The 20,380-nt window shown below is 66.2% G+C and carries 15 protein-coding genes; 5 read left to right on the forward strand and 10 right to left on the reverse strand.

Going from position 1 to position 20,380, the window contains the following annotated elements:
• Positions 1-57: 57 nt before the first annotated feature.
• The 7 genes from rpe to AMB_RS07010 form a co-directional block, all read right to left on the reverse strand.
• A complete protein-coding gene (rpe, locus tag AMB_RS06980; RefSeq protein ID WP_043743679.1) occupies positions 58-699 on the reverse strand; it encodes a ribulose-phosphate 3-epimerase in 642 nt (213 codons plus the stop codon).
• Positions 700-840: 141 nt separating this feature from the next.
• Complete coding sequence (gene fba, locus AMB_RS06985; protein WP_011383790.1) at positions 841-1,905, reverse strand: class II fructose-bisphosphate aldolase; 1,065 nt, start codon at positions 1,903-1,905, stop codon at positions 841-843.
• Between the two features lie 41 nt (positions 1,906-1,946).
• On the reverse strand, positions 1,947-3,920 hold the full coding sequence (gene tkt, locus AMB_RS06990) for a transketolase (protein ID WP_011383791.1): 1,974 nt from the start codon (positions 3,918-3,920) through the stop codon (positions 1,947-1,949).
• Between the two features lie 30 nt (positions 3,921-3,950).
• Entirely contained in the window at positions 3,951-4,907 is a 957-nt protein-coding gene (glpX, locus tag AMB_RS06995) for a class II fructose-bisphosphatase (RefSeq protein WP_011383792.1), read from the reverse strand.
• Between the two features lie 203 nt (positions 4,908-5,110).
• A complete protein-coding gene (locus tag AMB_RS07000) occupies positions 5,111-6,619 on the reverse strand; it encodes an acetyl-CoA hydrolase/transferase family protein (RefSeq protein ID WP_043743682.1) in 1,509 nt (502 codons plus the stop codon).
• Between the two features lie 320 nt (positions 6,620-6,939).
• The gene (locus tag AMB_RS07005) at positions 6,940-7,179 is read right to left on the reverse strand and encodes an Lrp/AsnC ligand binding domain-containing protein (RefSeq protein WP_043743685.1); all 240 of its coding nucleotides are present in this window, start codon (positions 7,177-7,179) and stop codon (positions 6,940-6,942) included.
• A 54-nt stretch (positions 7,180-7,233) separates the two neighbouring features.
• On the reverse strand, positions 7,234-8,925 hold the full coding sequence (locus AMB_RS07010) for a DEAD/DEAH box helicase (RefSeq protein WP_050750653.1): 1,692 nt from the start codon (positions 8,923-8,925) through the stop codon (positions 7,234-7,236).
• Between the two features lie 117 nt (positions 8,926-9,042).
• On the opposite strand from AMB_RS07010, the gene AMB_RS07015 reads away from it, so the two are divergent.
• From AMB_RS07015 to AMB_RS07025, 3 genes are all read left to right on the forward strand, one after another.
• Positions 9,043-9,585 carry a hydrolase gene (locus AMB_RS07015; RefSeq protein WP_011383796.1) on the forward strand — a complete coding sequence of 181 codons (543 nt, stop codon included), beginning with the start codon at positions 9,043-9,045 and terminating at the stop codon, positions 9,583-9,585.
• Positions 9,586-10,120: 535 nt separating this feature from the next.
• Positions 10,121-11,251, forward strand: a complete 1,131-nt coding sequence (locus AMB_RS07020; RefSeq protein ID WP_011383798.1) for a type III PLP-dependent enzyme — start codon at positions 10,121-10,123, stop codon at positions 11,249-11,251.
• A gap of 191 nt (positions 11,252-11,442) precedes the next feature.
• Positions 11,443-13,080: a flagellar hook-basal body complex protein gene (locus tag AMB_RS07025; protein ID WP_011383799.1), complete on the forward strand. Its 1,638-nt coding sequence runs from the start codon at positions 11,443-11,445 to the stop codon at positions 13,078-13,080.
• 37 nt (positions 13,081-13,117) lie between these two features.
• Here the strand turns inward: AMB_RS07025 and AMB_RS07030 are convergent, their stop codons facing one another.
• On the reverse strand, positions 13,118-14,272 hold the full coding sequence (locus tag AMB_RS07030) for a pyridoxal phosphate-dependent aminotransferase (protein WP_043743690.1): 1,155 nt from the start codon (positions 14,270-14,272) through the stop codon (positions 13,118-13,120).
• Positions 14,269-15,900, reverse strand: coding sequence for a gamma-glutamyltransferase (locus AMB_RS07035; RefSeq protein WP_043743693.1), 1,632 nt, complete (start codon positions 15,898-15,900; stop codon positions 14,269-14,271). Before AMB_RS07035 ends, AMB_RS07030 begins: the two co-directional genes overlap by 4 nt.
• On the opposite strand from AMB_RS07035, the gene AMB_RS07040 reads away from it, so the two are divergent.
• Together AMB_RS07040 and AMB_RS07045 are read left to right on the forward strand one after the other, a co-directional pair.
• Complete coding sequence (locus AMB_RS07040) at positions 15,887-17,257, forward strand: M48 family metalloprotease (protein WP_043743695.1); 1,371 nt, start codon at positions 15,887-15,889, stop codon at positions 17,255-17,257. The genes AMB_RS07035 and AMB_RS07040 overlap by 14 nt on opposite strands.
• A 78-nt stretch (positions 17,258-17,335) precedes the next feature.
• Positions 17,336-18,106, forward strand: a complete 771-nt coding sequence (locus tag AMB_RS07045) for a DsbA family protein (protein ID WP_050750654.1) — start codon at positions 17,336-17,338, stop codon at positions 18,104-18,106.
• Between the two features lie 64 nt (positions 18,107-18,170).
• Here AMB_RS07045 and AMB_RS07050 read toward each other — a convergent pair whose 3' ends face one another.
• Positions 18,171-20,372, reverse strand: coding sequence for a hypothetical protein (locus tag AMB_RS07050; protein ID WP_011383803.1), 2,202 nt, complete (start codon positions 20,370-20,372; stop codon positions 18,171-18,173).
• Positions 20,373-20,380 lie beyond the last annotated feature (8 nt).

The following is a 20,380-nucleotide window of genomic DNA, read 5'->3' on the forward strand; positions in this document are numbered from 1 at the left end:
CCGCCATTCAGGATATGTCTATAGTATCCTATGGCTGCGCCAATTGCCAAGGGGGCGTCAGCGTCGCAACGCCGCGATGTTGGCGGCATAGTCCTTGGTCTTGAACACCGCCGAACCGGCCACCAGGACGTTGGCGCCGGCGGCGACAACGCGGTGGGCGTTGTCGGCGGTGACGCCGCCGTCCACTTCCAGGTCGATGGGCCGCGTGCCGATCATCGCCTTGATGCGGGCGATCTTGTCCAGTTGGGCTTCGATGAAGCTCTGGCCGCCGAAGCCGGGATTGACGCTCATCACCAGGACGAGGTCCAGCTTGTCCATGACGTATTGGATGACGCTTTCCGGCGTGGAGGGATTGAGCGACACGCCGGCCTTCTTGCCCAGCGAGCGGATCAGCTGCAGCGAGCGGTCCAGATGCTTGTCGGCCTCGGCATGGACCACGATGATGTCGGCCCCGGCCTTGGCATAGTCCTCGATATAGGGCTGGGCCGGGTCGATCATCAGATGGACGTCGAAGACCTTGGTGGTATAGGGCCGGATGGCCTTGATGATGGCCGGGCCGAAGGTCAGGTTGGGCACGAAATGGCCGTCCATGACGTCGATATGCACCCAGTCGCAGCCGGCCTCGTCGATGGCCTTGACCTCTTCGCCCAGGCGGGCGAAATCGGCGGACAGGATGCTGGGGGCGATCTTGACGGTCATGGGCTTGGGTCCTGTCTTAGAAATCGTCATGGCCGGGCGTGACCCGGCCATCCATGGGACCCCCGGGGCGTGAAGTTCACCGCCGGGCTGGCCTTTCGGCCAGACCCGGTGGCCCGGGGGTGACGAAATGATAGAAGCTTCTCAGTTCACCTTGGGAGCCAGGGCGCCCTTGGCATACAGCGCGCTCATGTCTTCCAGGCCGACCACCTTGATCTTCGAGGCCTGGCCGGAGGTGCCGAAGGCGTCGTAGCGGCTCTTGCAGACCTCGACCATGGCGGCGATGGAGGGCTTCAGGTAGTCGCGGGGGTCGAACTTCTTGGGGTTGTCGTGGAAGTACTTGCGGATGCAGCCGGTGACGGCCAGACGCAGGTCGGTGTCGATGTTGATCTTGCGCACGCCGTGCTTGATGCCTTCGACGATTTCCCCGACCGGCACGCCATAGGTCTCGCCCAGGGCGCCGCCGTAATCGTTGACGATCTTCAGCAGGTCCTGAGGCACCGAGGAGGAGCCGTGCATCACCAGATGGGTGTTGGGGATGCGGGCGTGGATTTCCTTGATGCGCTTGATGGCCAGCACTTCGCCCGTCGGCGGACGGGTGAACTTGTAGGCGCCGTGGCTGGTGCCGATGGCGATGGCCAGGGCATCCACCTGGGTCAGCTTGACGAATTCGGCGGCCTCGTCAGGGTCGGTCAGCAGCTGGGAATGGTCCAGCTTGCCCTCGGCGCCGACGCCGTCTTCCTTGCCGGCGGTGCCGGTTTCCAGCGAGCCGAGACAGCCCAGCTCACCCTCGACCGAGACGCCGCAGGCATGGGCGATGTCGACCACCTGCTTGGTGACCGCCACGTTGTAATCCCAATCGGACGGGGTCTTGCCGTCTTCCCGGAGCGAGCCGTCCATCATCACCGACGAGAAGCCGGACTGGATGGCGCGCACATTGATGGCCGGGCTGGTGCCGTGGTCCTGGTGCATGCAGACCGGAATCTGGGGATAGGCCTCGATGGCGGCCAGGATCAGGTGGCGCAGGAAGGGCTCGCCGGCGTATTTGCGGGCGCCGGCCGAGGCCTGGAGGATGACCGGGGCGTCGCAGGCGGACGCCGCCTCCATGATCGCCTTGACCTGCTCCATGTTGTTCACGTTGAAGGCGGGAATGCCGTAGCTATTCTCGGCAGCGTGGTCGAGGAGCTGGCGCATCGAAACAAGGGACATCTACTTCATCTCCTTCCTGGCGTTTTGCCGCCGTGGTCGTCTTAGAGGCGAGCCTGGGCCGCGTCGGCCACCGCTTGGGCGGTAATGCCGAAATGCTCGTAGAGTTTCTCGGCGGGTGCCGAGGCTCCAAAGCCGTTCATGCCGATGACGGCGCCGTTTTCGCCGACCCAGCGCTCCCACCCGAAGGTGCCCAGCGCCTCGACGGCGACCCGCACGGTGCCTTCACCCAACACGGAGTTACGATACTCCTTCGGCTGGCGTTCGAACAGTTCCCAGCAGGGCATGGAGACCACGGCCGCCGCGATACCCTTGTCGGCCAGCAGCTTGCGCGCCTCCATGGCCAGGCTGACTTCCGAGCCGGTGGCGATCAGGGTGACCTGACGCTTCTTTCCCTCGGCCTCGGCCAGCACATAGGCGCCCTTGGCGGTGAGGTTCTCGTCGGTGTGGGTGGTGCGCAGCGTCGGCAGGTTCTGGCGCGACAGGGCGAAGACCGACGGCCCCTTGGCATTGTCCAGGGCGGCCTCGTAGGCCTCCATGGTCTCCACCGGATCGGCGGGGCGGAACACCAGCACATTGGGGGTGGCGCGCAGGGCGGCGACGGTCTCGATGGGCTGGTGGGTGGGGCCGTCCTCGCCCAGGCCGATGGAATCGTGGGTCAGCACGTAGAGCACCCGCTGGTCCATCATGGCGCTCATGCGCAGCGCCGGCCACAGATAGTTGGCGAAGATCAGGAAGGTGCCGCCATAGGGGATGAAGCCCCCATGCAGCGACAGGCCGTTCATGATCGAGGCCATGCCGTGCTCGCGCACGCCGTAGTGGATGTAGCGGCCCGAGCAGTCCGAGGCCGAAACCGGCTTGGTGGCCTTGGTGATGGTCAGGTTCGAGTGGGTGAGGTCGGCCGAGCCGCCGATCATCTCGGGGATGACGGGGGTCAGGGCTTCGAGCACTTCCTGGCCGGCCTTGCGGGTGGCCCATTTGGGCTGCTCGGCCGAAACCTTCTGCTTGAAGGCCGACACCGCCTGCTTCCAGCCCTGGGGCAGGGTGCCGGCATTGGTGCGCAGGAACTCGTCCTTGCCCGCATAGGCGGCGAAGCGCTTCTCCCACTCGGCGCGGGCGCTGGCGCCCTTGGTGCCGGCGGCGCGCCAGGCGTCCAGCACATCGGCGGGAATCTCGAAGGGACCGGCGCTCCAGCCGGCGGCGGCGCGCGCCGCGGCGATCTCGTCGCCGCCCAGCGGGGCGCCGTGGACCTTCTCGCTGCCCGCCTTGGTGGGAGCGCCCTTGCCGATGGTGGTGCGGCAGGCGATCAGGCTGGGCTGGCCGGACTTCTGCGCCGCGGCGATGGCGGTGGCGATGGCCTCGGGGTCATGGCCGTCGACGCGGCACACATCCCAGTTGGACGCCTGGAAGCGGGCCAGCTGGTCGTCCGAGGTGGAAATGGCAGTGTCGCCGTCGATGCAGATGTGGTTGTCGTCCCACAGCAGGATCAGCTTGGACAGGTTCCACACCCCGGCCAGGGAGATGGCTTCCTGGCTGATGCCCTCCATCAGGCAGCCGTCACCGGCCATGACATAGGTGTAGTGGTCGACCACGTCCTTGCCGTGGCGGGCGGCGGCCATCTTCTCGGCCAGGGCGAAGCCCACGGCGTTGGCGACGCCCTGGCCCAGCGGGCCGGTGGTGGTCTCGGCGATGGCCACATGGCCGAATTCCGGGTGGCCGGCAGTGCGGTAGCCCATCTGGCGGAAGTTCTTGATCTGCTCGATATCGGACAGATCCTCGAAGCCGGTCAGGTAGCCCAGCGCGTAGAGCAGCATGGAGCCGTGCCCGGCCGACAGGATGAAGCGGTCGCGGTCGGCCCATTTGGGGGCCTTGGCGTCGTATTTGAGAAAGCGCGTGAACAGCACGGTGGCCACATCGGCCATGCCCATGGGCATTCCCGGATGGCCGGATTTGGCCTTCTCGATGGCGTCCATGGTCAAAAAGCGGATGGCATTGGCCATTGCGGCGTGGGTGGTCATCGAGCAAACCTCAAGGGTGAAGGGTTCAAGTCAGGCGCGGCGGTGCCACGAGGTCAACATCTGGCGAGGCCCGGCGGCCCCTCCGATCAACAGGGTCTGGGTCTTCTCCAGGTCTCGGCTGCGCTCGACGCCGTCCAGCAGCAGGCCGGTGGTGATGCCGGTGGCGCAGAACACCACCTCATCCGAGCGGACGATCTCGTCCAACCGGTACCAGCGCGCCAGATCCATGCCTGCGGCCTGGACGGCGGCGGCCTCGGTGGCCAATTGCGGGTCGATGCGGCCCAGGAACTCGCCGCCCATGGCGCGGATGGCCATGGCCGACAGCAAGCCTTCCGGCGTGCCGCCGGTGCCCATCAGGGCGTCGATGCCGCTGCCGGGAATGGCCGCCATCAGGGCGCCGGCCACGTCTCCCGCCGGATAGAGAGCGACGCGGGCGCCCGCCTCGTGGATGGCCTGGACCAGCGCCTTGTGACGCGGCTTTTCGATCACGTAGACCGTGATGTCTTCCAGCGGCTTGTTCAGTGCCGCGGACAGTTGCTTCAGGCGTTCGGCCGCCGGGGCCTCGGGGTCGATCTTGCCCTTGGCGGCGGGCGGCGCCGCCAGCTTTTCCATGTAGCGGGCCGGGGCGGGGTCGAACAGGGTGCCGTGGGGCGCCATGGCCACCACCGCCATGGCGTTGGTCATGCCCTTGGCCAGGAACGAGGTGCCTTCCAGCGGATCGACCACCAGGTCCCAGGCAGGCTCGCCCGATCCGGCGCCGAAGCGCTGGCCGTGGTAGAGCATGCCGATCTCGTCGGCGGGGCCTTCGCCCACCAGCATCAGGCCGTCCAGGTTCAGACGGTCCAGTTCGGCCTGCATGGCCGCCACGGCGGCATCGTCGGCCAGGGCCTTGTCTCCGCGGCCGATCCAGGCATAGGCGGCCCGCGCCGCCGCCTCGGTGGCGCGGCGCAGTTCATAGGCTCCGACGGTCATGGAACGCTCGGACATGCCCTGTGATCCTTCCCCGGAATCCCCTGGTTCATGGAGACGTGTTTTGGCCGATAGTGGGGGGGCAGGTCAAGCAAAGGAACACCCGTTCGGGCCTGCCCGCAAGATTCTTGTGGATAGGTCCGAAGCCGTCCGAAGGGGTGGGGGCGGGCGGGAGGCGACGCGACCCCGCCAAGGGCCGCGCCGCCGCTGCCTGCGGAGCGCTACTCCGCCGCCTTGGCCAGGGGCAGCATGGAGCCGGTGCGCTGGAAGGCCAGATGCCATTCGAAGGCGCGCTCCATGACATGGGGCGTGTGGCCGCCCCGGCCCAGGGCGTCCTTGAGGTAGTCCCGCGCCAGATCCCGGTAGTCGGGGTGCATGCAGTGCTCGATCATCAGATTGGCCCGCTCGCGCGGCGCCAGTCCGCGCAGATCGGCCAGTCCGCGCTCGGTGACGATGATGTCCACGTCGTGCTCGCAGTGATCCACATGGGTGACCATGGGGACGATGGAGGAGATGCGGCCGTCCTTGGCCATCGACTTGGTGACGAACACCGAGAGATAGGCGTTGCGGGCGAAATCGCCCGAGCCGCCGATGCCGTTCATCATCATGGAGGCGTTGACGTGGGTCGAGTTGACGTTGCCGTAGATATCGGCCTCCAGCGCGGTGTTGATGCAGATCAGACCCAGGCGGCGGATGACCTCGGGGTGATTGCTGACCTCCTGCGGGCGCAGGACGAGGCGGTCCTTGTACTTGCCGATATTGCCGAACACCTCCTTGCCCCGGGGGCCGGAGAGGGTGATGGACGAGCCCGAGGCGAATTTCAGCTTGCCGGAATCGAACAGGTCGAAGGTGCAGTCCTGCAACACCTCGGAATACATGGAAAGGTCGTGGAACGGCGAATCGATGAAGCCGCCCAGGACGGCGTTGGCGATGGAGCCGATGCCTGCCTGCAGCGGCAGCAGCGAGGTGCCGATGCGCCCCTTCCTGACCTCCTGGCGGAAGAAATCGATCAGGTGGTCGGCGATGGCCTTGGTCTCGGCATCGGCCGGGGCGATGTTGGCCGAGCTGTCGTTTTTCTCGGTGATGACGATGGCGGCGATCTTGGAGGGATCGACCGGAATGTAGGGCAGGCCGATGCGGTCCGACGGCGTGACCAGGGGAATCGGCTCGCGGTGGGGACGTCGCGTCGGGATATAGACGTCGTGCAGGCCGATCAGGTCCAGGCTCTGATGCAGGTTGATCTCGACGATGATCTTCTCGGCCAGGATGGCGAAGCTGGCGGAATTGCCGATGGAGGTGGTGGGGATGATGCCGCCTTCCGGCGTGATGGCCACCGCCTCGATGACAGCCACGTCGATGGGCGCCATCTGGCGCGAACGCAGCATCTCCACCGTCTCCGACAGGTGCTGGTCGACGAACATCACCTCGCCGGCATTGATGGACTTGCGCAGGGTGGGATCGGCCTGGAAGGGAATGCGGCGCGACAGACAGCCGGCCTGGGCCAGGGTCTTGTCGATGTCGCTGCCCAGGCTGGCCCCCGTCATCAGGGTGATTTTCAGTTTCTCCTCGGTGGCCCGCTCGGCCAGGGCCATGGGCACCACCTTGGCGTCGCCCGCCCGGGTGAAGCCGCTCATGCCCACCACCATGCCGTCCTTGATGTGCATGGCCGCCTCTTCGGCGCCCACCACCTTGCCCCACAGGGAGGTCAATCCGATTCTGTCGCGATACATGCCCGTTTCCTTATCCCAGATGGCGCAACTCGGCGCGCTCGGGCAGAACGGTAGCGGACGGGGGAGGGGGCAGGCGAAATGCAGAGTTTGCACGGCCCCATGCATGTCCGAGGCGCAGGGCCGCATGCCCTGCGCGACGTCCGCAGCAATAATTCAGCAATAGTTTACGGCTAGGGTTCTTCGTACTTCATCCGAATCGGACATGCGAAGAACTCCAGCCGACTGGGGAAGATCCCCGCTTGCGCGGCAGGGCGACCGTCCTGACCCGTTCGGAGGCTGTGCCTCCCGGTTTGGGGATCGGGGGCAAAAGCCCGCTTAGGTCAGGAAAAGGCCTTGAAGGCGATCAGGGTGAAGGTGTCCTTGACGCCGGGCAGGCGCTGGATGGTGTCCACCACGAACTGGCCGATATCGGCCGAGTCGTCGAGATAGCACTTCAGCATCAGGTCATACTGACCGGAGATGGAGTGCACTTCGGACACCTGTTCGATGTCGACGGCTTCGTCGGCGACCTGATAGGCCAGCCCCAGTTCGCACTTCACCTGGACGAAGATGGTCTGCATGGGAGGTCTCCCGTCGTGTCGGCGAGCCACCGGAGTGACTCGCCCATTATGCCGTCAATCCTCGGAATCGGCGTCCAGGTCGGCGTCGGCGTCGCTGTCGTCGTCGACGGTGGACTTGCTGGTCTTGACCGGCAGCGGCACCGCGGCGGCGATGAAGTCGGGCATGTGGTCGCCAAAGCCGATCACGCCGTCGGGATGCAGCATCTCGCCGATGCCCAGCTCGTCGATGCGGCCACGGCGGCGTCCGCCGCGCTCGTCCCGGCGGCCTTCGTCGCGATTGCGGCCGCCACGGCGGGGCTCCTCGCGGCGGGGTTCGTCGCGCCGGGGTTCTTCACGGTCCCGGCCACGGCCACGGGAGCGCTCGGGACGTTCCTCCCGGGGGCGCTCGATCACCTCTTCGGGGGCGGCGGCTTCGACGGGGGCGGCCTCGGCGACCGGGGCCTCGTCACGGCGCGGGCGGCGCTCGCGGCGGGGCTTGGCCTCGTCGTCCTTGCCACGGGCCGGGCGCTTGGCATCCTTGGGGGCGCCGCGTCCGCCACGGCCCTTGCGGGCGGTCATGTCCAGGTCCAGGGCGGGAACGCCCTCGACCGAGATGCGGGGAATGGTGGTGCCGATCATGGCCTCGATGGCGCCGACGAAGCGGCCGTCATCAGGGCTGGCGATGGTGAACGCGTGGCCTTCCATGCCGGCGCGGCCGGTGCGGCCGATGCGGTGGACGTAATCCTCGGCATGGATCGGCACGTCGAAATTGAAGACGTGGCTGACCGCCGAGATGTCGATGCCGCGCGCGGCGACGTCGGAGCAGACCATCAGGCGGGCTTCGCCCTTCTTGAACTTCTCCAGCGTTTCGCCGCGGGCGCTTTGCGCCATGTCGCCGTGCAGTTGCACCACGTCGAAGCCATGCTTCTTCAGGGAGCGGAACAGCACGTCGACGTCGCGCTTGCGATTGCAGAAGATGAAGGCGTTCTTCACTTCCTCGATGCGGATCAGGTGGCGGAGCGTCTCGCGCTTGTCGATCTCCTCGACCACGGCCAGGGCCTGGACCACGGTGGTGGCGGCCGAGGCGCCGGTGGAGACCTTCACTTCCTTCGGGTTCATCAGGAAGGCGTCGGCCAGGCGGCGGATCTCCGGGCCCATGGTGGCCGAGAAGAACAGGGTCTGGCGGATCTTGGGCAGCAGACCGACGATCTTCTCCACATCGGGGATGAAGCCCATGTCCAGCATGCGGTCGGCTTCGTCGATCACCAGGACCTTGACGTCGTTCAGCAGAATGCGGCCGCGCTCGAACATGTCGAGCAGGCGGCCCGGCGTGGCGATCAGCACGTCGACGCCGCGGTCCAGCAGGGCCACCTGATCGCTCATGGATTCGCCGCCGATGATCAGCGCCTTCTTGAGCGGATGGTACTTGCCGTATTTATCGAAGTTCTCCGCCACCTGGGCGGCCAGTTCCCGGGTGGGAGCCAGGATCAGCGAGCGCGGCATGCGCGCCTTGGCGCGGCCGGCTGCCAGGATCTCGATCATGGGCAGCGTGAAGGACGCCGTCTTGCCGGTGCCGGTCTGGGCGCAGCCCAGCACGTCTCGGCCCATGAGGACCACAGGGATCGCCTGTGCCTGGATGGGGGTGGGGTGCGTATACCCCGATTCAGCGAGCGCCTTCAGAATCTCCGGCCCGAGGCCGAGGTCTTCGAAGGTGGTCGTGGCGGTTTCCGGGCCGTCCGAGCGGCCGATGTCGTCATGGGTCGTCATGTGGGGCGGGATAATAGGGTTTCGGCGCCTTAAGTCAATGACGGAACACGGTTTCCCCATTGTAGCCTGCCTGGAGGCGGGTTTAGGCTGGTCCCGGACCCCAGGAGGACGCCCGCCATGCTCATCGAAGCCCCCCGTTCAAGCCTGCTGATCGTCGACGTCCAGCAGGGGCTGGCGCCGGTCATGAGCGACCCCCGCCGGGTCTATCGCGGCTGCATTCTCCTGTTGCGCGCCGCCACCCGCCTGGGCTTGCCTGTGGTGCTCACCGAGCAGTACCCCAAGGGACTGGGCGCCACCTCGGGCGAGGTGATGGAATGGGCGCCCGAGGGCGCGGTGATGGAGAAGCTGCATTTCTCCTGCGCCGCCGACGAGGCCATTCTCGCCCGCCTCAAGGGGACGGGCCGCGACCAGGTGGTCATTGCCGGCATCGAATCCCACATCTGCGTGCTGCAAAGCGCCCTGGGCCTCCTGGCGGCGGGCTTCAAGCCGGTGGTGGTGGCCGACGCCTGCGCGTCCCGCGATCCCGCCAATTATCAGGCGGCCATGGCGCGGCTGGCGGCCGCGGGGGTCGGCGTCGTCACCGTGGAGATGGTGATCTTCGAGTGGCTGCACCGGGCCGGAACGCCGGAATTCAAGGAGCTCTCCGCCCTGATCAAATGATGGTGGCGGGCCGGGGTTCGGCCGCGCTATCCCTGGGGGGCGGCTCCCGGGGGATGCGTGGCCGGTTTTCATGCTAAGTCCATGAGAAACAATGGTGAACGCCGGAGGGGAAACAAAAACTTCAGCCGCCGGAAATTTTTCCCTTTTCATCGCCCGAAAACGGCGTATATAGCGGCTTCAGGTGAGACGTACAGCGCACGTGCCTCTGGCCCCCGAGGGGGTTTAAGTAACGACGTCCAAGGCGTCTTCTGGGTGCAAGCGGGGTGAAAGCCCCCGGTGCTTGGAGGAAGTAGCTATGAACGTGGTGGCTCGGCAGTCGCTGTCGATGAACTCCAATCCTCTCTTCGCAAACGGATTCCGTCCCCGGCAGGCTTGGGCGCTGCTGTGGGTCGATGTGCGAAGTACCTCCCGGCGGATCTGACGGCTTCCCGAATTGCCGCCACCTGAACGTCGTCCCGCCGCTTGAATGCGGTGGGCCGAGCGGAGAGAGTTTTCGGGCCGATCCAATGCCCGGCCTGTTCGAGAGGATTTCGCGATGACCGCGAAGATCGCCCGTTTCCTTGAGGAAGTGCGCCCCGTCACCCCCTGCGTCGTCGTCGACCTGGACGTGGTGCGCGACAATTATCACGGCCTGCGACGCTGGCTGCCGCTGGCCGAGGTCTATTACGCGGTCAAGGCCAATCCGGCCCCCGAGATCGTGCGCATGCTGACCGAGGAGGGTTCGCGCTTCGACGTGGCGTCGCGGGGCGAGATCGACCTGTGCCTGGCCAACGGCGCGCCCGCCGAGCGCATCTCGTTCGGCAATACCATCAAGAAGCAGTCGGACATCGCCTACGCCTATGCCAAGGGCGTCCGCCTCTACGCCTTCGATTCCGAGGCCGAGCTGGAGAAGTTGGCCGAGGCCGCGCCCGGCTCGCGCGTGTTCTGCCGCATCCTGATGACCTGCGACGGCGCCGAGTGGCCGCTGTCGCGCAAGTTCGGCTGCGAGATCGACATGGCCAAGGACCTGCTGGTCAAGGCCCGCGAGATGGGCCTCGACCCCTATGGCGTGTCCTTCCACGTGGGCAGCCAGCAGACCGACCTGCGGCAATGGGACATCGCGGTGGGCAAGGCCGCCATGCTGTTCTCGGCCCTGGACGCCGCCGGCATCGAGCTGCGCATGGTCAATCTGGGCGGCGGCTTCCCGGCCCGTTACCGCAAGGAAGTGGATGGTCTCGAGCGCTATGCCGAGGCCGTCATGGACGCCATGACCAAGCATTTCGGCAACAACATCCCCTCCATGATCATCGAGCCCGGCCGGTCCCTGGTGGGCGACGCCGGCATCCTCGAGACCGAGGTGGTGCTGATCAGCCGCAAGGGTTATGACGACGACGTGCGCTGGGTCTATCTCGACGTGGGCAAGTTCGGTGGTCTGGCCGAGACCATGGACGAGGCCATCAAGTACCGCATCGTCACCACCCGCGACGGCGACGACACCGCTCCGGTGGTGCTGGCCGGTCCCACCTGCGATTCCGCCGATATCCTCTATGAGAAGGCCGGCTACGAGATGCCGCTCTCTCTCAAGGTGGGCGACAAGGTGCGCATCTTGTCGACAGGCGCCTACACCACCTCGTACTCGGCGGTGAACTTCAACGGCTTCGAGCCCTTGAAGGCCTACTTTATCTAGGCCTCTCCTCCGTAGGATCGAGGCCAAGGCCCGCCCGGCAAGTTCTGCCGGGCGGGCTTTTTTGCGCCCAGGATCCGGCAGTTCCTGCCGCCTTCTGGTCGGCTAACTATCTGAAAAATATCGGTTCAGCACTTGGCATCGACCTTGCAGATCTGAAGGCGGATCAATGTCCGTCGTGTACGGAGGCGACGATGTTATTTGGGGCTTTCACCAACGCCAGCCAGGCGATGCAGACGATGGATTGGGCCATGGGCTCGATCTCGCAGAACATCGCTAACGTCAACACGACCGGGTACAAGGAAAAGGAAACCCTGTTCAAGACGGTGCTGTCTGAAACGCACACCTCGCCGCCCACCAGCCAGAATTCGCCGACCAAGAATACCGCGACCACCGGATTGGACATCTTCGGCGTGCGGGCGGTGGACCGCACCATGGTCTCCAAGTCGGGAACCATCACCGCGTCCACCACCTGGAGCGATATGGCCATCAACGGCCGAGGCTTCTTCATCGTGACTCCGCCCGACAGCACCGGTGCCCCGCAGACCACTCTGTCGTCGTCCAATACCCTTTACACAAGGGCCGGTGACTTCACCCAGCGGGCGGTGAACGGGAATAACTACTTCACCACCGCCGACGGCAATTTCCTCATGGGCTGGGCCGCCGACAACCTGGGCGTGGTTAGCAAGACCCTGAGCCCGGTCTATGCCAATCTCGGGCAGAAAAGCGACGGCATGGCCACCACCTCCATCCAACTCGTCGCCAATGTGCCGTCCAACGCCACCATGACCGGGGCGACCAAGACCTTTACCGATACCACCAGCGTCACCGACGGCTTCGGCACGGCCCAGGACCTGACCATGACCTGGAACCGGGTGAGCGGCGACACCTGGACGGTGGATTTCTCGCTGCCCGCCAATCCGGCCAGTGGCAGCGTCGGCACCATCACCGGCTCGCCGGTCACGGTGGTGATGGATGCCAGCGGCAACATCACCTCGCCGACCACCTCGGCCTCGGGCACTGGATTCGCGGACCTGACCTTCGACTGGTCGGCCGGTCCCACCATGCAGAACACCGCCAGCATCAACCTCACGTCCAACAAGCCGACGGTTCAGGGGATCAGCGAGACCATCGCCGTCTATGACGGGGCGTTCAATTCCCATAACCTGACCATGAACTTCGAGCATGCCTCCAATGGGCAGTGGTACATGAGTTTCACCCCCGTGGCGGCGGAAGGCGCGGTCTCCTCCCTGACCGCCGACGGCACTGCCTATACCAATTCCATCCCCATTACCTTCGACGGTGCGGGCAACATCCTGACCCCCGCCACCGCCGAGCTGACCGTCGGCTGGACGGCGGCGGGTGCTGGCTCCAACACCATTACCCTGGATATGCGCAAGCTGACCCAGTTTTCGGGCGAAACCAACAACAAGCTGGGCGTCAAGGTCATCGACCAGAACGGCTATGCCAGCGGCACCATGGACAAGGTGGAAATCAGCACCGACGGCAGCGTGATGGCCCATTACGACAACGGCGAGTCCCGACGGATCTTCCAGATTCCGGTGGCTAGCTTCGTCGCGCCGGACCAGCTCGACGCCATCTCGGGCACCTTGTTCCGTGCCACCGAGCAGGCCGGCGACATGACCGTCGCTTCCATTTCCGATCAGGGCAGCGGGGCCAGCATCGTTGCGTCGGCCACCGAAAGCTCCAATGTGGCGCTGGAGGATCAATTCACCCGGATGATCGTCACCCAGAAGGCCTATTCGGTGAACTCCAACGTCTTCAAGACCGCCGACGAGATGACCCAGACCATCCGCGATCTGATTACTTGATCTTGTCCCTCGGTCGCCTTGCGCCTGCGGGGCCTCGCTATCGGCGCCAGGCTTTCAGCCGCCTTGCCGCCTCGGCCATGTGTTCGGCCGAGCCCGCATAGGAGAAGCGCAGGGTCCGGTGCCCTTCGATGGGATCGAAATCCACGCCGGGCGTGCAGGCCACGCCGGTCTCGGCCAACATGCGGGCGCAGAACTCGCGGCTGTCGTTGGTCATCTCCGACACGTCTGCATAGAGATAGAAGGCGCCGTCCGAGGGCGCCAGCCGGTCGAATCCGGCTTTCGGCAACTCCGCCACCAGGATGTCGCGGTTGGCGCGGTAGGCGGCGACCCGGGCCTCCAGCTCATCGATGCAGTCGAACACCGACTCCGCCGCCACCTGGGACAGGGTGGGGGGCGAGATGTAGAGATTCTGGGTCAGGCACTCCACCGAGCGGGCCAGATCTTCGGGCAGCACCATCCAGCCCAGTCGCCAGCCGGTCATGGCGTAGTATTTGGAAAAGCTGTTGATGACCACCGCATGGGGGGCGGCGGCCATGCCGGCGGCGGTGGCGGCGGCGCGACCATAGGTGATGCCGTGATAGATCTCGTCGGAGATCAGCCGGATGCCGTGCAATTCGCACCAGCCGGCCAGTTCCGCCACCTCGTGGGCCGACAGCATGGAGCCGGTGGGGTTGGACGGGCTGGCCACCACCACGCCGTCCAGCCGGCCCTCGACGCCGGCCAGGACCTCGGCGGTGATCTGCCAGCGGCTGGAGGGTCCCACCGGGACCAGCACGCACTCCACCCCCAGGGACTCGAGGATGTTGCGGTAGGCGGGGTAGCCCGGCGCTGCCACGGCCACCCGGTCGCCCGGCTCGAAGGCGGCCAGGAAGGCCAGCAGGAAGGCGGCGGAAGAACCGGTGGTGACGCAGACGCGTTCAGGCACCACCGACACCCCATAGGCCTGGTGGTAATGGCGGGCGATCCGCTCGCGCAGGGAATCGCGGCCCAGCGCCAGGGTGTAGCCCAGGGGCTCGGTCCTGACGGCGCGGGCGGCGGCGTCCAGCACCTTAGGCGGAGCCTGGCCCGAGGGCTGGCCCACCTCCAGATGGATCACGTCGGCGCCCGCCGCCTGGCGTGCCGCCGCGTCGCGCATCACGTCCATGACGATGAAGGGGGCGATGGCGCCCCGCCTGGCGGCCTTGAAAGTCATTCCTTCTTGCCTGCCACGCTGGCCAGGCCGAAGCCGCGCGGATCGGTACCCATGTCGCAGCCCTCGGGGTTCTTGAAGCCCTGCGGGCAATAAATGGCCTCAACCCGGCTGGGCATGGGGGTGGCGCTGATCTGGTGACCGCGGCTGGCCAGGGGGGCGGGGTCCAGGGAAATGGCGCCGGTCTCGACAAAGACGGCGTCGGGCTTGCCCGCATGGACCAGACGCGGCTGGGCCAGGGCCTCGGACAGCGGCTTGTTGTCCTTGACGGCGGCCAGGAAGGTCTGGGTCAGGCCCAGGGCGGCGGTGCCGCCGCCCGAGGCGGCGCCGACGAAGCGGACGGCGCCGTTATGGCTGTTGAAGGTGACCATGGCGGCGGTGGCCGGCGGGCCGTTCATGCCGGGAACACCCGACAGTATGATGCCGGTGCCGGGCGCCATGCGGCCGTTGCCGAACAGGCCGTGGTTGGTGACGCTGCATGCCACCGCCATGCCGTTGACGTCGAGAACGGCAAAGCCGGTTCCCGACTGGCTGTCGGTGGGCGGCGCGGCGACATTGGCCACCGGCTGGTGGCGGTCGGCGGCATAGCCGGCCATCATGGTGGCGATGCGCGCCTCGCTCACCAGGGAGTCGGGGGAGTCGTCGCTCCATCCGGTGGGGCGCATCCAGCGGGTGCGCTCGCCAAAGGCCCGGGCCGAAGCTTCCGCCAGCAGATGGGGCCGCTCGGCCGCGTCGGCATCGCTCCAGCGCGGCCACAGGGCGGCCACCAGTTGGGCGGCCATGGCGCTGCCAACCGATGGCGGCGGGGAGAAGGCCGCGATCTCGGTATCGGTCTTGACGGTGATGGCGTCGCGCCAGACGGGGCGGATGTCGCGCAGATCCTCCAGCGACAGGGTGCCGCCCGCCGCCCGCACGGCCTGGACCAGGTCACGGGCCTGGGGGCCGGCATAGAAATTGCCGGTCTGGTGGCGCAGGGTCGATATCACTCCGGCCAGATGGGGCTGTATCAGCAGGTCGCCCTCGCGCGGCACCGAGCCGTCGGCCCGCATGAACACGTCGCGTGTCGCCGGATCACGGCCGATGATGGGCAGGCCGCGGGCCAGATCGTTGGCGAAGGCGCGCGATATGGTCATGCCGCTGCGGGCCAGCTTTTCCGGCTCGGTCAGCAGGCTTTCCCAGCGCAGGCGGCCATACTTGGCGTGCAGCGCGTAGAAGCCGCGGGGATTGGCGGGAACCGCCGAGGCCAGCTGGCCGGAGGCATTGGAGGCGATGGCGGGGAAATCGATGACTTCCGTCTTCTTTTTGCCGCTATCATGTACTATGCAGGTTCCACCACCGCCCAGGCTGGCGGTGGACGGGTAGGTGACCGCCAGGGTGAAGTAGATGGCGGTGGCCGCGTCGGCGGCGGTGCCGCCGGACGACAGCACGTCGCGGCCCAGGATGGCGGCACGGGGCTCGTCGACGGCGACCATGCCACCGAAGCCGGTGATATGGCCCACCTGGCCGACGGGCCGGGCGGGATCGCCGCAGGCAGACAGCGCCAGCAGCACCGTCGCGGCGGCGACGGGAAGAGCGGATTTGCGGCCGCGCAACGAATTGACCGATGAGGAGAGATCCTTGCTCACGCGCATTATCCTTCTGGTGACGTTCCTGTTGGTCGCTTCGATGCCGCCGGCTTTGGCTCAATCCCAGCCGAGGCGGCAGTTCATCCGTGACGCCGAGGTGGAAAATACCATCCGGACTTTCGGGACGCCAATTTTTCAGGCGGCCGGGCTGGACCCCGCGGCGGTTCGCATCAATCTGATCATCGACCCGACCTTGAACGCCTTCGTGGCGGGCGGCCAGAACATCTTTTTCCACACCGGCCTGCTGGTGCGGTCCGAGCATCCGGGCCAGCTGATCGGCGTGATGGCCCACGAAACCGGCCACATCGCCGGCGGCCACCTGATCCGCAGCACCGAGGCGGTGGCCAATGCCTCGACCGAGGCCATTCTCGCCACCTTGCTGGCGGCGGCGGCGGGGGCCGCCACCGGGCGCGGCGACGTGGGCATGGCGGGGGCGCTGGGCGGCAACGAGCTGGCCATGCGCAATCTGCTGGCCTTCTCGCGCAGCCAGGAAAGCCAGGCCGACCAGATGGCCATGCGCTTTCTCGACAGCACCCACCAGTCGGGCAAGGGCCTGCTGGAGTTCTTCGACATTCTGGGCGACCAGGAGGCGCTGGTCTCGTCGCGCCAGGACCCCTATGTCCGCACCCACCCGCTGACCCGTGATCGCGTCTCCTTCGTGCGCTCCCAGGTGGACCAGTCGCCCTGGAGCAAGACTCCCTGGTCGCCGGAATGGATCGAGATGCACCGGCGCATGAAGGCCAAGCTGTTCGCCTTCATCGAGCCGCCCATCCGGACCTTCCAGCGCTACAAGGAGGCCGACACCAGCATCGAGGCCCGCTATGCCCGCGCCATCGCCGCCTATCGCAAGCCCGATCTGGTCATGGCCCTGGGGCTGATCGACGGACTGATCAAGGAACGGCCCAACGATCCCTATTTCTGGGAACTGAAGGGCCAGATGCTGTTCGAGAACGGCCGAGGCCCCGAAGCCATCGAACCCTACCGCAAGGCGGTCAAGCTGCTGCCCGACAGCGCCCTGCTGCGCATCGCCCTGGGGCAGGTGCTGATCGAGAGCGAGGACCAGTCGCTGCTGACCGAGGCCGAGAACCACCTGACCGCCGCCGTCAACCGCGAGCCAGAGGACGTGTTCGCCTGGCAGCAACTGGCCATCGCCTTCGCCCGCGACGGCAAGGAGGGCATGGCCTCCTACGCCCTGGCCGAGCATTACATGCTGGCCGGCAAGCTGTCGGAATCCCTGTTCCACGCCAACAAGGCGGAGCAGTTGCTGGGCAAGCAGGGCTCCATCTGGCTGCGCATTCAGGACATCAAGGAACGCGCCTCCCAGGTCAAGGCCGACCGCGACCGGGCCCGCAAGTGGTGGTAGTGCTGCAAGGCCTTGCGACAAGCAGCCGCTTCCGCCAATATGCCCGCCATCCTTTTGCCTCTTGAGGTAGCTTTGCCGATGATCGCCAAGACTTTCGCCGCCGCCCTGATGGTGTCGGGCCTTGCCCTTGCCTCCCTGCCCGCCGCCGCCCAGGAGGTCCCGCTGACCCCCAAGCAGGCCGAGGCGGTCAAGAAGGTGGTGCGCGACTACCTGATGGAGCATCCCGAGGTGCTGGGCGAGGCTCTGGAAGCTCTGCGCGAAAAGATGCGCGCCCAGGCCGAGGCCGACGCCCACAAGATGCTCGAAGCCCGCAAGGACGAGATCCTGAAGAACGCCGACGATCCCCAGGGGGGCAACCTCAAGGGCGACCTCACCGTGGTCGAGTTCATGGATTACAATTGCGGCTTCTGCAAGCAGGCCTTCGACCCCCTGTGGGAAGCGGTCAAGGCCGACGGCAAGACCCGGGTGGTGATCAAGGAATACCCGATCCTCGGGCCGGATTCCGTGCTGGCGGCCCGCGTCGCCCTGGTGGCCAAGGCCCAGAGCCAGGCCAAGTACGACGACGTGCACCGCGCCTTCATGAAGTTCCGCGGCCGCCTGGACGAAAAGGCCATTTACAAGATCGCCGCCGATCAGGGCTTCAACGCCGAGCAGCTGAAGAAGGACATCAACGGTCCCGAGATCGAGAAGGCCCTGAAGAAGAACATGGACCTGGCCCGTTCCCTGGAGATCGGCGGCACGCCCACCTTCATCGTCGGTGATCGCATCATCTCCAGCGCGCTGGACCAGCAGACCTTGAAGCAGCTGATGGACGCGGCGCGCCGCTCCGCCGCCAAGCAGGGCGGCTGACCGGTCCCGCCGTCACGGCGACGAAAAAGCCCCCGGCCGCGAGGCCGGGGGCTTTCTTCATGCCTCAGCCCGGAGTCAGGTCGATGGAAAGCATCGCGCAGCCCAGGGCCGTGGTCGCACTGCCGCCAAAGCCGCAAAGAGTCACGGTCTGGGCCGAGGTGACGGTGGCCGGCGCGGTGTACTGTGCCGTCATCAGGCCGGTGGCGATCACCGAGCCGGCTTCCGGCATCATGCACCACAGCGCCTGGGGGATGCCCAGGCTGGTGGTGGCGGTCAGCACCGCACTCTGACCCGCCGACAGCGAGGTCACCGGGCAGGTCACGTTAAAGGCCTCGTCGACCGGCACCACGTTCCAGGTGGCGGTGGCGGTGCCCGCGCTGCTCTGGGCGGTGATGGTGACCGGGGTGGGGGCCGACACCGAGCCGGGGGGCGTGTAGAACCAGTCGCCCTCCATGTTCTTCTTGGCCACGCCCAGGCTGGCTGTGAAGGTGGCGTTGGAATCCACCTGGCCATCGGCATCGATGGCCTGCAGCTGGAACGATGCGCCGCCGGCGGCCAGGGTGACGTTGGCGGGGGTTATGGTCAGCGCCGCCAGGGTCGGAGACAACTCGACCAGGGCATAGGCCACCTGCTGCAGGTCGCCGGCGTTCAGGGCCTGGATCACCACTCGCGACGGGGCGGCAATCTGGGACGGCGCGGTGTAGACTCCGTTGGTGACGCTGCCGATGGGCGGGGTGATCGACCATTCCACCTGGGCGACGGCCTGATTGAGGCTGAGAGTCACGCTCTGGCCAGCCGACAGGGAGCTGATGCCGGGCGACAGCGACAATGGGCTTTCGATGTTGCCCGCCGTGTAGAAGTCGCAGGGAATGGCCGCATTGTTGATGGCGACAAGGCCCGAGGCCGGGAACAGCAGGTTGTCGATCAGGAAGGTGCTGACCTGCGGCAGGCCCAGGTTGTCGAGCCAGCCGCCGAGGGCTTCGTTGATGGGATCGGTGATCGATGATCCCAGATTCACATCGCCTTCGAACAGTTCCTGCCAGATGGAGAAATTGGTGGTCGGCTCGGTGTTGGTGGCGAAGGAACCGCTGAACGCCACGGTGTCGTTGGTGGCGCTGGTCACCGTCGGGACCAGCAGCGCCGTCGAGGTGACCTGAAGGCCAACCGTCTCGAGATTGCGGTTCTCGATCACGCTGTTGAAGGCGTTGGTATAGGTGATGGAGGTCCAGAGCTGGTTCCAGTCGGAGGTCCAGGAGAAACCCATGCCGCTGGCCCCGGGAGTCATGGTCATGCCGCTCAGGGGCACGTAGAGGTCCACCGGATTGTAATCGGCGTCACTGCTCCACACGCCGCCCTGCAGGGCGTTGCCCTCCTGAATGGTGCCCACGTCCAGGCTGCCGGCGGTGCTGACCGTCTGATAGGCGGAGGAGGCTCCGATGGTCTGATAGGTGAAATTGCCATTCTGGGCCTTGGTGGCCTGGTTCATCAGGTCGGGGAACACCTCCTGGAACATCACGCGGTTGGACACCAGCACACCCACGGAACTGCCCGAGGGAATGATGTCCGCCGAGGGCGCGTTGCCCCCCGCGCTGCCGTCGGTGGTGATCAGCAGCATCAGGTTGGAGCCGGGATTGTTGACGGCGTTCTGGGTGGAGAAGGTGAACGAGGTGGGGGTCAGCGCCGCCAGAGTCCCGCTGGTATTGACCGAGCCCAGCGTATAGATCAGCGGATTGCTGCTGAAATAGCCGCCGATGGCGCTGAAAATCTCCTGGGCCTCCTGCGAGTTCGCCACGACGCCCGCCAGCTGGCCGGTCCACTGGCCGGTCAGATTCTTGGTCTGGGCGAAGTCGATCACCACGCTGCCGCTGTTGTCGGCGCCCTGGGCGGTGGTCAGGGGATAGGTGCCGATCAGGGTCGAGCCGCTGGACCCGTAATCCACCATGTAGCTGGGATTGCCTGCGGCATCGATCTGAAGCAGGCAGCCGGCGTAGACCTGGTAGCTGAGCTGGGCCTGATCGCTGACGAATTGCAGCATGGGGGGCGCGACCCGCATGGAAAAGGCGTCGTAGATGCCGTCCACCACCGGGGACAGGCCCGACACCGCCACCTGGGCATGGTTCTGGGCGGCATAGGTGCTGAACAGAAACTGGTCGAGCTGCTGCTGTCCCAGGGACACGACGGCGTCGTAGTCGGACGTCGACGGCGCGGTGAGCGTTGCCGCGATCTGGGCAAAGCTCATGGTCTCTTGCTGGATATTGGTGCTCATTGTCGTCT

Source organism: Paramagnetospirillum magneticum AMB-1 (assembly GCF_000009985.1).
GTDB lineage: Bacteria > Pseudomonadota > Alphaproteobacteria > Rhodospirillales > Magnetospirillaceae > Phaeospirillum > Phaeospirillum magneticum.